This window comes from Pseudomonas sp. GW821-FHT03A09, assembly GCF_059421065.1.
In genome coordinates this window covers 391,627-406,254 of the sequence record NZ_JBWKUX010000005.1, presented here as the reverse complement: position 1 = coordinate 406,254, position 14,628 = coordinate 391,627, and the positions used below count along the sequence as shown (strand labels likewise).

Below are 14,628 nucleotides of genomic sequence, written 5' to 3'. Positions count from 1 at the left end.
ATAAATATGCTCGATTGGCCGGATCTATGTAAGTTAAATGATGGGTGTACTTTTGATATTTTGGAAGGTGCAATTGCTTTAGAAGACGGTGTATATAAAATTTCAGATTCGAAATACTTTCTAGCTGATGTCGTTTGTGAGGGCGGAAAAGAAAAAATTAAATTTGTTTCGTTGTTTTGGGCTTGCAGTGAGCCTGCATTTCGTCGTGTCTATTTTAGGGATGTTGAAAATGATGATATGGTTAAGTGTTTGCCTCCACTAGAATTACTTCCAGTTGGCTCGGGGATGAGCTATGGCAGCATACGAAGTGCTTTGAGGTCTCATGAGTTGGACCAGTTTATGGAGTATGCAACTTATCGTGTTATGTCTGATGGTGCGTTTGTTCATAAGAGTTTGGCTGGTTTTAGAGCAGTTTATTATTTTCGCTCGCCTGATGATGATGTCGATGAGTTGCCTTACGCAATTTTGTGGAAGTCAGAAAACTAGAAGGAGGGGCGGAGTTATTTAAGTTTGGTGGAAAAGGGGGGTGTTTGATTTCCAAAAAATAAATGTGTCCCCTTTTTTGGGAGAGCACTGCGTGATAACTGGGGTAACCTTGGATATGGTCAAATATTAAGTACTGAAAATCGGCGATGCATGGGTTAAGGTTTTTCCTGAAGATGCAGGGCTAAAGGGCGAGAGAATTCCTATGCACCATATCCAGGGTTCGCCACTTACTGTGCCGTTGCCTGATACGCGGCATTTGGACGCGCAAATGCCGGGAGGATTTAGATATAATCCGGGCGGTCCAGGGTCAGCTCTCCCGGCATACTCTCCGAAAAAAGGAGCTGAGTAATGCATTACATACCGCTAGAACTTGCGAAGCAAAAGTTCATTTTTTATGTGGCTCAGGATTTGGACCAGTCTATTAGATCTAATGTACAGCAGCTTGTTAGTGAGGTTGCTGCGTCAAGAATATGGAGCGTTACTCCGCCAAGCTTTATTGATGAGATAGACAAAACTGGCGCGGAGGTAGTAGGTGGGATTTTAGAGCTTTATTCGGCTTTGCAGCCAAATTTACTCCATATTGAGATGGACTCAAAAAACCTAGATGACGTAGAGGCGCTGGTAGGTGCCGTAAAAAAAATATCTGAAAAAGAAAATCTTTCCTTTGAATTTCAGTTAGATACTACTTTTGTTGGCGCTATTGATGATGGTGTTATTGATCGAGTTCTGCTGGGCGGTTTGCTTGTACCGTGGCGAAATCACATCAAAGGGAAAAGTTGAGTTGGTGCGAAAGCAACTGGTGGCGCTGCCGGAAAGGTAGAAGATCTCACTGCTAGTGGATTAAGTTAAGCGTAAAACCTTACAAGTGGAACAGATCTTGGTGGTTTCAAGGTCGGCTTAAGTGCAGACGACATCACTGCTATAAAATCACAGTTTTGGGGTAGAAAAGGGGACGGATTTATTTAATTTCCAAAAAATAAATCTGTCCCCTCTTTTATTTGCATATCACGCTATAACATCATCAGGCCTCACAGTTACAAAGGCTACTGGTTGCCAGTCATAAGGGCTCGATTGGCTACGTAAAAATTTACGGGGGGCAAACTATTTAACCAGCTCAGTATTGATAGGCACTAAATTGCAGCAGGCGAATAGTTCTCGCATGTTCACCCTCCACTGCAGCCATCACCCCATATGCGATACTCCAAACGTTTTAACTCGCCGGTCGAATCTCTATAGATCATTGTTGCATCGGTAATGCCACAGGCGTACGGATCGGACTCGATACTAACCACTTCAGATATGTCTGGTTTTTCAGCAGCGTGAACTTGCATGCTCAAGGGGCTGAGCAATATATTTAGTAATATCAATATGGATAATTTGATTTTCATGGGGGAGACCTCGATTTAAGTTGGTCGAGTGACCGAAATCAATCCTTAATTGGGGTAAGCGATAGCTCTATTCAGTGGGCTGAAACGCTTTGCTGGAAGGGAACATCGATATGCGGTAGCTGTGTTTAAATAGTAGGAATGACGCAGCCATCAATACCAGATCTTTCATTAGAAAAGAGGTATGACCACCCATTGCAGGAAACCCTCCAGCAGAAACCTCCCAGGCGTTAGGGGTCGAGAAAATCAAACTGTATGTTGTCAAAAATGTAATAACTGAGCCTGCAGCAGCGAGGGCGGATACTCTCGGCATCCAGGCCCCGATAGCCAACCCTAGACCAATGGTCCACTCCGCAGTCCCCAGCGCATAACTGGCACCACTTACACCAAGTACGGAATGCATCCAGGAAAGTATAGGGCTGTTTTGTATTAGCGGGACTAGAGCCTCTGCTTCGTATGGGAACCATTTCGAGTAACCGAAGAATGCAAATACGAGCACAAGCATCCAGCGAATTAGTTCAACTTCGATGAGGCGACGGCTGGGTGTCGGAATATGATTGTTGTGCATGGGGTTAACCTCTGTTTTTTTGGGGGTTCAAGCTTCTAGAGTCAAGAGACACCCGTGCGTTACAGAGGGAGAATTTGTTTTTGTGCAATAAACGTTTTTCTCCGTGCCGCCGCGCCTGTACTAAAAGCGATGCGACGGCTCACTTTCAACCCTCCGAACATGCGCTCAATGATGTTGCGCTGGGGATTGAACAGACTGGGGAAACACGGTCGAGGCTTACGTTCCATGCTTCGCACAAAGGTCACTGGCGGCATCCGATAACGATCAGAGCCATGGCGCAAAATCTATGACGCCGAGTGGACGCAAGAGGAGGCTCGAATCCCTATCTCTTCGCCATTACATAGAAAAAGCCCCCGCTCAATTGAATTGAGCGGGGGCTTTTTTATGCAGGTTTTTATACCCGCTTGGTTAGCTTGGTTGCGCCGCGAGGCTATTACTCACATTCCGCCCCAACACCAACACCGTCATAAATCCAACCCCCACCAACGCCGTCGCCAAACTCAGCAGCACCGCGCTGCCCATCTGGTCGACAATCCGCCCACCGAAGAACGAGCCCAAGGCAATAATCACCTGGAACAAGGCGACGAACAGCGGCATGCCGCGTTCAACATCCTTGGGCGCTACTACAAACATCCAGATACTGGCGCAAGCCGGGAAGGCGCCGAAGGCGAAGCCCCAGAGTGCGATCAGCATCGTTGCGCCGGTCAAGCCGGTGGCGAAGTAGGGGAACAGGGCCGTGCTGGTGCCGATCATCAGCGCCACCAACAGCAGGGTGTAGCGCACGCTACGGTTGGCGGCGAATCCGGCAAAAACGTTACCGGCTACGCCCGCCACACCAAACATCAGCAACAGTGAGCCAATAGTCTGGCCGTCGAAGCCGGAGCTGTTTTTAAAGAAAGGCGCGACGTAGGTGTACGCGGCAAAGTGCGCCAGGCCGATCAGCAAGACCGCGATCAAGCCGACTCGAGCGCGTGGATTGATAAACAAGGCCGGCAGGTCACTGATGAGAATGGCCTTTTCCGGGTTGAGCCGGGGCAGCAGGAAGACTTGCGCCAACAGCACCGGGACGCCCACCAGCGCGGTGACCAGGAAGGTCATGCGCCAGCCCATCAGGCCACTGAGCCAGGTGCCGACGGGCACGCCCAGTACGGTGGCCAGGGTCACGCCCATCATGATGATCGAGGTGGCCTTCGCTACGCCCACGCCGTTGGGGGCCAGGCGGCCGCTGAGGGCGATGGCCGTGGCCCAGAACCCGCCGATGCTGATACCCAGCAGGACGCGGCCGAATAGCAGCAGGCTGAAGTCGCTGGCGAAAGCCACGACGGTGTTGGCGATGATCATGATCAGCGTCAGGCCGATCAGCAGATAGCGACGGTCCATGGCGCCAATGATCACCGACAGCAATGGAGCGGCGAGGGCCGCCATGATGCCGGGCAGGGTCACCATCAGGCCGGCATGGCCGGCGCTGATGCCGAGGTCACTGGCGACGTCGTTGAGCACGCCCACCGGCAGGAATTCACTGGTCACCAAGGCGAATGCACCCACGGCTACCGAGAGAATCGCCAGCCACTGCTGTTTGACACTCTGTTGATTATGTTCAGGACGGCCGCTAGGGGCCTGGCTGGCACTTGGCATGGTATTGGGTTCCAAGGGGGAATGTCGCCTGAAGTCAGGCGTGGGGAGGGGAGAAATTGAAGGCGATTATATAAACCGGTTTTGCCAAACCCTCAGGCGCTCGTTTCGATAATAATCATCAGTGCAATCGATTAGACGCACTTTAGCCAGCAGTCGGTCGACGCTTAACCTGGTGACGAAAAGGGTGCATGGTGGCTGTGTCTCTTGCTGTATTTCCTCATCGTGATGGAGCAGACCACCATGAAGACCTATCGCACCGTGCTTTTCCTGGTCGCGGCTGTACTCGCAGGCCACGCCTACGCTTCCGGTGATGAGTCGACACCGCCCAAGCCCAATTGCCCCAAAGGCCAGGTTTGGGACACCAAGACCGGCAAGTGCGTACTGCAAACCAGCAAAGCCACCTCGGACGCCGATCGCACCGATTATGCCTATCGCTTGGCCAAGGCTGGCCGCTACGACGAGGCCCTGGCCTTGCTCGACACCCTGCAAAACCCGAACACCGCCAAGGCCCTCAACTACCGCGGTTATGCCACGCGCAAGTTGGGGCGCACCGATGAAGGCATCGATTATTACTTGAAGTCGGTCGCGCTCGACCCCAACTACGCCCAAGTTCGCGAGTATCTGGGGGAGGCCTACGTGATCAAGGGCCGCGTGGACCTGGCGCAGGAGCAATTGGCGAAAATCAAAGCCTTGTGCAGCACGACTTGCGAAGAGTACCAAGACTTGGCCGAAGCTATCGCTGCCGGGCCACAGACGTGAAGCCGGGTGGCATGCCAATCACCTGAGTGTGGCGGGCGGGCCGTGATTATCGGGCAAGCCGTGACGAAAGCTGCTCGATAAACACCGCTTCCGCCCGACTCATCTTTTGCTCCCGATTCCACAGCAAATGAATATCCACATCGGCAATCCCGTCATCCGGCGGCAGCCGCCACAGCAGCCCGTTCTGCACATCTTGCGCCACCACATGAATCGGCAGGCAGCCCAGGCCGTACCCGGCAATCACCAGGCGGCGCACTTCTTCCAGGCTGGACGATGACGCTACGATGCGCCCACTGAAACCTTGCTGGTCGCGGAAAATCGTCAGCGGCGATAGCATTCCACCGATCTGGTCGCTGGTAAAACTCACGAAGTTCTCTGACTGCAAATCGCCCTCGGCCAACCCCGTACGCCCGAACAGTGCATGGTGTTTCCCGCAGAAAAACGCGTAGCGCTGACGCAGGAACAGGCGTTGTTCCAGGCGCGGTTGTGGCCGGCGGTTGAGGCTCAGGCCCAGGGTGGCGGTTTTTTCCAGCAGCGCGGCAACGATGTCGGAGCTGCGCATCACTTCAACTTCCAGGTCTACCCGGGGATGCTCACGGTGGAAGTCGGCTAGAAAGTCGTCGAAGGTGTCCGAATTTATCCGGCTGATCATCAGCAAGCGCACTTTGCCGATCACTTCATCACCGGGTTTCTGCAAAGCATTGCTCATTTGCGAGACCTGACCATACATCTCGCCGGCAATGGCGAAGATCTGTTCGCCCGCCTCGGTGAGTACAAAGCGAGGACCGCGACGCACGATAAGTTGGCAGCCGAGCTGCTCTTCCAGGCGTTTGAGCGCCTGGCTGATGGCGGGTTGAGTCAGGTGCAGACGCGCGGCGGCGCGGCTGATGCTCAGTTCCTGGCCAATGACGCGGAAGGTGCGCAGCAGGTTCCAGTCCAGCCGATCATTGAGCAGCGGGTGAATATCGCGGCGGGTTTCGGGCATGGTTTGGCTCAATAATAAGTGAGATTTATAATTTGAATAATAAATAGAAAATTGACTAATCATAGCCTCGCGTCGATAAATCACCCTCAACAAGCGCCATCAGAGCGCATGCGTTTGACCTTCTCCTGCCAAAAAAATAACCAAAGGAGCCAGCCCCATGAAGCCTTCCGCTTCACCACAGCCGCGCCGTGCTGCGGCCGCCGCTTTTATCGGCACCATGATCGAGTGGTACGACTTTTACATCTACGCCACCGCCGCCGCGCTGGTGTTCGGCCAGCTGTTTTTCCCTTCCGACGACAAGCTGTTCAGCACCATGGCGGCGTTCGGCACTTTTGCCGTGGGCTTCTTTGCGCGGCCATTGGGCGGCATCGTGTTCGGACATATCGGTGACCGGATCGGGCGCAAGAAATCCCTGGTGATCACGTTGGTGATGATGGGCGTGGTCACGGTATGCATCGGCCTGTTACCAACCTACGCACAGATCGGTGCCGCCGCGCCGGTACTGTTGGTGTTGTTGCGCGTCGTGCAGGGCATTGCCGTCGGTGGCGAGTGGGGCGGGGCGGTACTGATGGCCGGCGAACATGCGCCGAAGGGCCGTCGCAACTTCTTTGCCTCCTTTGCACAACTGGGCAGCCCGGCGGGGTTGATCCTGTCACTGCTGGCATTCAGTGCGGTCACCCGGTTGCCGGAGGAGGCCTTGTTGAGCTGGGGCTGGCGTGTGCCGTTCCTGGCCAGTGCCTTGTTGTTGATCGTCGGTTTGGCGATTCGTCTGGGTGTGAACGAATCCCCCGAATTCCTTGAAGACAAAGCCCTGGCGGAAAAGGCCCGCGCGATCAAGCAGGATCAGGCCCCGGTCATCGAAGTGCTGAAGACCGCCTGGCGCCCACTGTTGTTGTGCATCGGCGCCAACACCCTGGGCATCGCCGGTGTGTATTTCACCAACACCTTCATGATTGCCTACAGCACCCAGCAACTGGGCCTGCCACGCTCGTTGATTCTGGAGTGCCTATTCTTCGTCGCCATTATCCAGTTCTGCATCCAGCCACTGGCCGCCTGGGTGGCCGAGAAGATCGGCGCCACGCGTTTTCTGTGTGCCATGACGGTACTGGCGATGGCCTCGCCTTACCCGATGTTCGTGCTGGTCAGCAGCGGCCAGGCGCCGTTGATCATCCTCGGCATTGCCCTGGCGGTGGTGTGCATGGCCTCGTTTTATGCGGTGATCGCAGGCTTCGTCAGCGGCCTGTTTGAAACTCGCGTGCGGTACACCGCGATCTCCCTGGCTTACCAGGTGTGCGGTGCGTTGGCTGGTGGCCTGACGCCGTTGATCGGCACCTGGCTGGCCCATGAATACCAAGGCCAATGGTGGCCGATGGCAGTGTTTTACAGCCTGATCGCGGCGGTCTCGCTGGTGTGCGTACTGGCGTTGTCGCGCCGCCACGCCAGCGCCCATCGTCTTGAAATGGCCCACAGCGTTTAAGAGGATAAGGTGATGTTGAAGATTAATGGCGAGCGCCTGTGGGACAGCCTGATGGCCATGGCCGAGATCGGTGCTACGGCACGGGGCGGCAGTTGTCGGCTGGCGTTGAGTGCTGAAGACAAGGCCGGTCGCGAACTGTTCAGCCACTGGTGCGCCGCCGCCGGGCTGACCTTGAGCGTGGATGCCATCGGCAACCTGTTCGCTCGTCGCGCCGGTACGGATAAGGACGCCGCCCCGGTGATGATGGGCAGCCATCTCGACACCCAGCCCGAAGGCGGGCGTTTCGACGGTGTCTACGGTGTGTTGGCGGGGCTGGAGGTGGTCCGCAGCTTGAACGATCACGCTATCCAAACCCGCAAACCGTTGGAAATTGCGGTGTGGACCAACGAGGAGGGCGCGCGTTTTACGCCCGCCATGCTCGGCTCGGCGGTGTTCACCGGCAGCCTGGAACTGGGCAAGGCCCTGGCGACCACCGACGTCGAAGGGATCAGTGTGGCTGAGGCGTTGCGCACCAGCGGCTATAACGGCTCACGTGTTTTGGGCGGCGACGTGGATGCGTATTTCGAAGCGCATATCGAGCAAGGCCCGATTCTGGAGGACAACGCCAAGAGCATCGGCGTGGTCACCGGTGGCCAGGCGATTCGCTGGCTCGATGTACGGGTCGAAGGCATGGCCGCCCATGCTGGCACCACACCGATGCCGCTGCGTAAAGACGCGCTGTATGGCGCCGCCCAAATGCTCCAGGCCCTGGAAAACCTCGCGGCGGATTTCGCCCCGGAAGGGCTGACCACGGTCGGTGAATTGAGTATCGCCAAGTCATCACGCAACACCATTCCCGGCCTGTTGACCTTCACTGTCGACCTGCGTCATCACCGCGATGCCGACATTGAGGCCATGGAGCAACAGGTGCGCGCGCGCCTGCTGGCGATCGCCGAGCAACGTGGCTTGAGTGTGACCATCAGCCCTCACTGGATCAGCCCGGCCACACCATTCGACGCCGATTGCGTGGCGTGCGTGCAATCGTCGGTGGACGCCCTAGGCTACAGCCAGCAACGCATTGTCAGCGGTGCCGGTCACGATGCCATCCACTTGGCGCGTTACTGCCCGACCGCGATGATTTTCATCCCTTGCGTCGGCGGCCTGAGCCATAACGAAGCCGAGGATGTACTGCCCGAGGACGTACGCCAGGGTACCGATGTATTGCTTAACGCCGTGCTGAAACGCGCCGGCCAGGTTCAGTAAGGAGATAGCCCATGCGTACTTTTTTCCACCCCGAACAACTCCTGCACCATCCACGCAGCTATTACTCCCGTGGCCAGATGCGCACGCCGCAGGAAGTCCCCGAGCGCGCCCGCAACCTGCTGTTGGCGGCGCAAACCCTGGGGTTTGAGATTCAGCAGCCGACGGACTTCGGCCTTGATCCATTACTTGCCGTGCACAGTGCGCCGTACTTGGCCTTCCTTCAGGAAGCGCACCAGCGTTGGAAGGAAATCCCTGAGGACTGGGGCGACGAAGTCATGTCCAACATCTTCGTGCGCGAACCCAACGCCTTGCGCGGCATCCTTGCCCAGGCAGCGCGCTACCTGGCCGATGGCAGTTGCCCGATAGGCGAACTGACCTGGCGCTCGGCCTACTGGTCGGCCCAAAGCGCCGTTGCTGCGGCCAAGGACATCCTCGATGGTGCGCCGGCCGCTTATGCCTTGTGCCGACCGCCGGGCCATCATGCCCGTTACGATGCCGCGGGTGGCTTCTGCTACATCAACAATGCGGCGGTGGCTGCACAGGTACTGCGCGACGGTTTCCAGCGCGTTGCCGTGCTCGATACCGACATGCACCACGGTCAAGGCATCCAGGAGATTTTCTACGAGCGCGATGACGTGCTGTATGTGTCGATCCATGGCGACCCCACTAACTTCTACCCAGGCGTGGCCGGTTTTGCGGAGGAGCGTGGGGAGGGCGCGGGAGAGGGATTCAATCTCAATTTGCCGATGGCCCACGGCGCCAGTGAAGCGCTGTTTTTCGAGAAGGTGGAGCGGGCGTTGTCTGCCGTGAAGGACTTCTCGGCGGATGTGCTGGTGTTGTCCCTGGGCTTTGATATCTACGAGCTGGACCCGCAGAGCAAAGTCGCGGTCACGCGAGAAGGGTTTGTCCGGTTAGGCGAGTGCATACGGGCGCTGGGGCTGCCGAGTGTGATCGTGCAGGAGGGTGGGTATCACCTGGAAACGCTGGACAGTAATGCCCAGGCGTTTTTCGCCAGCCCGCAAGCGTGGACCCGGTAACGCGCACCCTGGCGCTCGCGTGCCAGGGCTGCGCGTTCAGTGAAGTGCTTTACGGTGCGACGGTGTGGGTCTCGGGTGCCAATTCCAACACCCGGTTCCTGCCACCTTCCGCCAACAGATAAGTCCCTCGACCCGTCGGTACAATCGACTGCGGCGCTTTGAGGAACGACAGAATGGTTTGTTGCTTGCCCTGAGGGTCTACCAGCAACAACCGCGCCCGGTGTGTCGAGTCCTCGTTGATCCACAACCCACGTTCATCGCACATCAGGAACGTCGGCTTGTTCAGGCCCGCGAGCACCACCGGGTCTTGGCCGTCGTCGGTCAACTCACGCACCACACCCTTCTTCTTCTCCGTATAGAGCATCCGCCCATCCGTGCAGCGCACGATGGACTCGCCTTCCTGCACCTGATCGCGCAGCACGCTCAGGGACTGGTCGCTCCAACGGTAGCGCATCAGGCGACCGGTGGGCTTGCGGTCTTCAATGGCGTAGAGGTCGTCGCCCTCGACCCACAAGCCTTGTACGTTTTCACCGCGGAACAGTTCCGTGACGACACCGTCCTTGAGAAAGCTGACGGGCGCATTGTCAGACTCCTGGCTGAACACCCAGCCGCCACGGGTGGCGACCATGCCGTCGGGTTTGGACAGGTTGCCCACCACGACTTCGCGTTTTCCATTTCCATGGATACGCACGATGCTGCCTAGCCCGTCCTTGAGTTCCTGGGTGACCATCAGCGAGCCGTCGTCCAGTGGCATCAGCGACGCGGCCTTGGCCACATCGCGATGAATCACTGCATAGCTCCAGCCATCGGTGGCACGCACGGGGTAAAAACTCTGCCAGGCAAAAAAGCCCAGGGTGGCGGCACAGAGCAGGCCGAGGATCCATGCACCGAATCGTAGTGTTCGGTAGGTTTTTATTGTTTGGGTCATTGATGTGCGCCGAAGGGGAGTGGGAAATAATCGAGTCGGACACCCTACCAAGCCTGCCGTTGAACTTCACCCTGGGATAATCGGCTGTCCCTGGAAAACGGTACCTGTATGCATCACCGACAACCCGATGTCAGTCTTCGTCGTTCTGCAACAGCGCTGTGTAATCTTGCCCGCCGTAAAACACGCCTATGATCGACACGGCTTGCGCCTGTGAATCCATCGTGAAGGCGATGACGGTGGTCTGTCGAAAATGAGTAGTGCGTAAGTGGGGTAGCAGTTCGTCACGGCGGGTGCCACGTAACGGAAATACGCAAAGGCTTTCGCAATAGCCGATGATGTTGTCGACGAATCGTGCGGCGATGAGTGGGTCTCTGTTGGTACTGATGTAGTCTTCAAGGGTGTCAAGTTGGGCCAACGCCTCAGGCGAAAAGGCCACTGAGTAGCTCACGATTTACCGTTGCTTTTTCGTTGGCGCTTGGCGGCCATGTGCTGCCGAACTTGATCGACAGAGAGGGCCCGCTCTGGGTCGGCTTGCAAGGCGACAGCCGCCGGGACCACTTGCTCACGCAACCAGTCATCCATGGCCCGGTCCCGCGCCAGCAAGGCCCGGAGCCCGTCACGTATGACTTCACTTTCGGTCGCATATTCACCCGCTGCGACTTTGGCTTTGACCAGTGCGGCCATTTCCAGAGGCAGCGTAATGCTCATTTGCTGGGTCGAGCGCATGGGGACGTCCGTCAATGATGAGTAGGATTCAATCCTACTCACCCCTTTGGGTGTTGCAAGGGGTAACTGACCGGCGTAACTGTCAGGTGTCTCATGGCTAATCCAAAAGCTGTCGGTATTCATGCAGGTTGAGCCTCACGGCGGCATCAGGATTGAATCGCAAGTATTGCCGCCATTTCCCGATCTTGCTTCTACGCCTCGCCGATAAAGTGCTGAATTTTATGACTTCATATTTGTAGCAGGCTATTGAGACAACCGCTGCATGACGTCACATCCACTCCCGTACGATAATGGCCCTCACCCGACAGCCACTGGCCACCTCCGTGATCATCAACTTCGACCTCAACGACCTCCAAGCCTTCCGCGCCGTGGTAGACAAGGGCAGTTTTCGCGGCGCCGCCGAGGCCATCCGTATCTCGCAACCGGCTCTCAGCCGGCGTATCGAGAAGCTTGAATCCGCCCTCGATGTGAAGCTGTTCGAGCGCACCACCCGACGCGTCAGCCTGACCATGGTTGGCCGTGCGTTCCTGCCCCAAGTCGAGCGTATGCTCGATGATCTCGACATTGCCTTGATGGGCATCAGCAACGTGGCGTCCACGCGCATGGGCAATGTCACCATCGCCTGTGTGCCGTCTACCGCTTATTACTTCATGCCCCACGTGATCTCCGAATTTCACAAGTTGTACCCGAAGATCCGCCTGCGGGTGCTGGATGCCAGCGCCGGTGAGGTATGCAATGCGGTGGAGAGTGGCGAGGCGGATTTCGGCGTGAGTTTCAGCGGCAGCCTGGCCGATGAAGTGGAGTTCGAGCTGCTGTTGCAGGAACGCTACGTATTGGCCTGCCGTCGCGACCACCCACTCGCTGAGCGAGAGAGTGTGAGCTGGGCCGAAGCCTACGAACATGACTACATCACCGTGGATAAAACCTCAGGCAATCGCTTCCTGCTGGACCAAGCCTTGCGCGGTGTGCGAGTCAAGAAGCCGAGTATCTGCGAGACCCACCACGTGACCACGATGATTGGGCTGGTGGAGGCTGGGCTGGGCGTGGCGATGGTGCCCTCGATTGCGATGCCGGCGGGCGAACACCCGATTCTGGTGAGTGTGCCGCTGGTGGAACCGCAGGTGATGCGCAATGTGGGCTTGATAAAACGCCGCGGGCGGACACTGCCGCCAGCGGCGCTGGAGTTGGAGCGGTTGGTGCGGGAGATGCCGTTTCGGTCAGCGTGACACCGAGTCCAGGCCGGTGGATTGCACCACCGGTTGCGCCTCGGGCGAAGCCAGGTATTTCAGCAGCGCCTTGGCCTGGGCCGGGTGTTCGGCGTTGACCGGAATGCCCGCCGCAAAACGCGTCACGGACTGCACGTCTTCCGGGATCTTGCCGACATACGTCACCCCCGGCACCGGCAACAGTTCCGCCACCTGCTGCAAGCCCACCTCGTAGTCACCCTTGGCGACCTGCTCAGCCATCGGGAGGCGTTCGATCATGCTGCCTTTGGCGGGCATGCCGAGCTTCTTGAACAGCTCTTTCTCCACATACACACCGCTGGCGCTGTCCGAATACGCCACGGACTTGGCTTGGCTCAGCACGGCTTTCAACTCGGCATCGGTGCCGATTGAGGGTTTGGCCGCGCCGGCTTTCACCACCAGGCCGATGCGCGAATCCGCCAGCTCCACGCGGGACGCGGGGTCGACCTTGCCTTGCTTGATCAAGTCATCCAGGGCATAGCCGACCATGATCACCACGTCAGCGTGTTCGCCACGCGCCAGGCGGTTGGGAATCGCTTCCGGCGCCTTGCCCATGGACGGGCCGAGGATGGTGTCCAGGGTGTCACCACTCGCCCGGGAATATTGCGGACCGAGCAATTTATAGGCGGCCGTGAAGCCGCCAGAGGTCATCACCTTGAGTTCTTCGGCCTGGGCCGTCAGCGCCAGGGCGCCGAGGGCCAGGGCCGCTAGGCTGTTGAGCAGCGGCCGCATCACACCGCCTCCTGCATCACCTGCCCACGGGTACTGGCGCTGCGGTACAGGGCCAAGGTCGAGCACAGGGCGCACAGCGCGGCAAACATCATCCAGTAGGCCGGCGAAGCCTTGTCTTCGGTGATGTGAATGAACCAGGTGGAGATCGCCGGGGTAAAACCGCCGAAGATTGCGGTCGCCAGGCTATACGCCAGGGAGAAGCCGGCCACGCGCACTTCCACCGGCATGATTTCGGTCAGGGCCGGGATCATTGCGCCGTTGTACATGCCGTACAGGAAGGAGAACCACAGCAGGGTTTCCAGCATGTGCGCGAAGCTCGGCGCATTCACCACGAACGACAGCGCCGGGTAAGCGGTGATCACGGTGAGGGCGGTCATTACCACCAGCACCGGTTTGCGCCCGAAGCGGTCGCTCAGGGTGCCGCCGATCGGCAGCCAGACAAAGTTCGATACCGCCACCAGCAAGGTCACCAGCAGGGCATCGGAGGTGCTCAGTTGCAGCACGGTCTTGCCAAAAGTCGGCGCGTACACGGTGATCAGGTAGAAGGCGGTAGTGGTCATGGCGACCATCAGCATGCCGCCGATCACCACGGTCCAGTTCTTCGCCAGGGTCGCCAGCACTTCGCGCATGCTCGGGCGATGCTTGCGGTTGGCGAACTCTTCGGTTTCCTGCAGGTTGCGCCGCAACACGAAGATGAACGGGATGATCACGCAACCGATGGCGAACGGAATGCGCCAGCCCCAATCGGCCACCACGGCCGGTTCCATCCACTGGTTCAGGCCATAACCCAGGGCGGCCGCGACCACGATGGAGATCTGTTGGCTACCGGACTGCCAGCTGGTGTAGAAGCCTTTGCGGCCTGGGGTGGCCATTTCAGACAAGTACACCGACACACCACCCAGTTCCGCACCGGCCGAGAAGCCTTGCAGCAGGCGGCCGAGCAGTACCAGCAAGGGAGCCCACAGGCCAATGGTTTGATAACCCGGCACCAGCACGATCAGCAGTGTGCCGCTGGCCATGATCGACAAGGTGACGATCAACCCTTTGCGGCGACCGACGTCATCGATGTAGGCACCCAGGATGATCGCGCCCAACGGACGCATCAGGAAGCCTGCGCCGAACACGGCGAAGGTCATCATTAATGACGCAAACTCATTGGCGGCGGGGAAGAACGCGGCAGCGATATAAGTGGCGTAGAAGCCGAACAGAAAGAAGTCGAACTGTTCGAGGAAGTTACCCGAAGTCACGCGGAAAACCGCACCAACTTTCGAGCGGGCAGAATCGGGCCGAGAAGGGCTAGTCATGGTTTTGTGTCTCCAGCGTTCTTTTTAAAGTGCTTGTTTCGCTTAAGACCGCGGATAGTGGCTGACACATTTAGAAATGATAAGTGAGTTATTTGGATGTATTGATGCGCATAGGTTATC

General features: G+C 57.5%; 16 protein-coding genes and 1 pseudogene. 7 read left to right on the top strand and 10 right to left on the bottom strand.

The genetic code is table 11. The features are described from left to right. Positions 1 to 6: 6 nt before the first annotated feature. Both AC07V4_RS12235 and AC07V4_RS12230 read left to right on the top strand, forming a co-directional pair. A complete protein-coding gene (locus AC07V4_RS12235; protein ID WP_492636118.1) occupies positions 7 to 486 on the top strand; it encodes a hypothetical protein in 480 nt (159 codons plus the stop codon). 348 nt (positions 487 to 834) lie between these two features. Further along, a complete protein-coding gene (locus tag AC07V4_RS12230; protein WP_492636119.1) occupies positions 835 to 1,266 on the top strand; it encodes a hypothetical protein in 432 nt (143 codons plus the stop codon). Positions 1,267 to 1,649: 383 nt separating this feature from the next. Here the strand turns inward: AC07V4_RS12230 and AC07V4_RS12225 are convergent, their stop codons facing one another. The 4 genes and pseudogenes from AC07V4_RS12225 to AC07V4_RS12210 form a co-directional block, all read right to left on the bottom strand. Beyond that, positions 1,650 to 1,874: a DUF2790 domain-containing protein gene (locus tag AC07V4_RS12225; RefSeq protein ID WP_492636120.1), complete on the bottom strand. Its 225-nt coding sequence runs from the start codon at positions 1,872 to 1,874 to the stop codon at positions 1,650 to 1,652. Between the two features lie 67 nt (positions 1,875 to 1,941). Beyond that, entirely contained in the window at positions 1,942 to 2,439 is a 498-nt protein-coding gene (locus AC07V4_RS12220) for a YkgB family protein (protein ID WP_492636121.1), read from the bottom strand. A gap of 128 nt (positions 2,440 to 2,567) precedes the next feature. Further along, positions 2,568 to 2,720, bottom strand: a pseudogene (locus AC07V4_RS12215) (IS5/IS1182 family transposase); the annotation flags it as partial. Positions 2,721 to 2,847: 127 nt separating this feature from the next. Then, the gene (locus tag AC07V4_RS12210; RefSeq protein WP_492636122.1) at positions 2,848 to 4,074 is read right to left on the bottom strand and encodes an MFS transporter; all 1,227 of its coding nucleotides are present in this window, start codon (positions 4,072 to 4,074) and stop codon (positions 2,848 to 2,850) included. A 240-nt stretch (positions 4,075 to 4,314) separates the two neighbouring features. Between AC07V4_RS12210 and AC07V4_RS12205 the strand changes: the two genes are divergently transcribed. After that, positions 4,315 to 4,833 carry a tetratricopeptide repeat protein gene (locus tag AC07V4_RS12205; protein ID WP_492636123.1) on the top strand — a complete coding sequence of 173 codons (519 nt, stop codon included), beginning with the start codon at positions 4,315 to 4,317 and terminating at the stop codon, positions 4,831 to 4,833. A gap of 46 nt (positions 4,834 to 4,879) precedes the next feature. Here AC07V4_RS12205 and AC07V4_RS12200 read toward each other — a convergent pair whose 3' ends face one another. Next, complete coding sequence (locus AC07V4_RS12200) at positions 4,880 to 5,818, bottom strand: LysR family transcriptional regulator (protein WP_431750312.1); 939 nt, start codon at positions 5,816 to 5,818, stop codon at positions 4,880 to 4,882. Positions 5,819 to 5,975: 157 nt separating this feature from the next. Here AC07V4_RS12200 and AC07V4_RS12195 point away from each other — a divergent pair, with 157 nt between their 5' ends. The 3 genes from AC07V4_RS12195 to AC07V4_RS12185 are packed head-to-tail and all read left to right on the top strand — an operon-like array spanning position 5,976 to position 9,574. Further along, on the top strand, positions 5,976 to 7,295 hold the full coding sequence (locus AC07V4_RS12195; RefSeq protein ID WP_492636124.1) for an MFS transporter: 1,320 nt from the start codon (positions 5,976 to 5,978) through the stop codon (positions 7,293 to 7,295). Between the two features lie 12 nt (positions 7,296 to 7,307). Then, positions 7,308 to 8,537 (top strand): Zn-dependent hydrolase, encoded by a 1,230-nt coding sequence (locus tag AC07V4_RS12190; protein WP_492636125.1) that lies wholly within the window; start codon positions 7,308 to 7,310, stop codon positions 8,535 to 8,537. A gap of 11 nt (positions 8,538 to 8,548) precedes the next feature. Next, on the top strand, positions 8,549 to 9,574 hold the full coding sequence (locus tag AC07V4_RS12185; protein ID WP_492636126.1) for a histone deacetylase family protein: 1,026 nt from the start codon (positions 8,549 to 8,551) through the stop codon (positions 9,572 to 9,574). A gap of 49 nt (positions 9,575 to 9,623) precedes the next feature. Here AC07V4_RS12185 and AC07V4_RS12180 read toward each other — a convergent pair whose 3' ends face one another. From AC07V4_RS12180 to AC07V4_RS12170, 3 genes are all read right to left on the bottom strand, one after another. Then, the gene (locus tag AC07V4_RS12180; RefSeq protein WP_492636127.1) at positions 9,624 to 10,502 is read right to left on the bottom strand and encodes an SMP-30/gluconolactonase/LRE family protein; all 879 of its coding nucleotides are present in this window, start codon (positions 10,500 to 10,502) and stop codon (positions 9,624 to 9,626) included. A gap of 130 nt (positions 10,503 to 10,632) precedes the next feature. Continuing rightward, positions 10,633 to 10,950 (bottom strand): type II toxin-antitoxin system RelE/ParE family toxin, encoded by a 318-nt coding sequence (locus AC07V4_RS12175; protein ID WP_492636128.1) that lies wholly within the window; start codon positions 10,948 to 10,950, stop codon positions 10,633 to 10,635. Beyond that, positions 10,947 to 11,228 (bottom strand): ribbon-helix-helix domain-containing protein, encoded by a 282-nt coding sequence (locus tag AC07V4_RS12170; RefSeq protein ID WP_431750953.1) that lies wholly within the window; start codon positions 11,226 to 11,228, stop codon positions 10,947 to 10,949. Before AC07V4_RS12170 ends, AC07V4_RS12175 begins: the two co-directional genes overlap by 4 nt. A 323-nt stretch (positions 11,229 to 11,551) precedes the next feature. Here AC07V4_RS12170 and AC07V4_RS12165 point away from each other — a divergent pair, with 323 nt between their 5' ends. Beyond that, positions 11,552 to 12,454: a LysR family transcriptional regulator gene (locus tag AC07V4_RS12165; RefSeq protein ID WP_492636401.1), complete on the top strand. Its 903-nt coding sequence runs from the start codon at positions 11,552 to 11,554 to the stop codon at positions 12,452 to 12,454. Here AC07V4_RS12165 and AC07V4_RS12160 read toward each other — a convergent pair. Together AC07V4_RS12160 and AC07V4_RS12155 are read right to left on the bottom strand one after the other, a co-directional pair. Further along, complete coding sequence (locus AC07V4_RS12160) at positions 12,446 to 13,204, bottom strand: substrate-binding domain-containing protein (RefSeq protein WP_492636129.1); 759 nt, start codon at positions 13,202 to 13,204, stop codon at positions 12,446 to 12,448. The genes AC07V4_RS12165 and AC07V4_RS12160 overlap by 9 nt on opposite strands. Further along, complete coding sequence (locus AC07V4_RS12155) at positions 13,204 to 14,508, bottom strand: MFS transporter (protein WP_492636130.1); 1,305 nt, start codon at positions 14,506 to 14,508, stop codon at positions 13,204 to 13,206. Before AC07V4_RS12155 ends, AC07V4_RS12160 begins: the two co-directional genes overlap by 1 nt. Between the last annotated feature and the right edge of the window lie 120 nt (positions 14,509 to 14,628).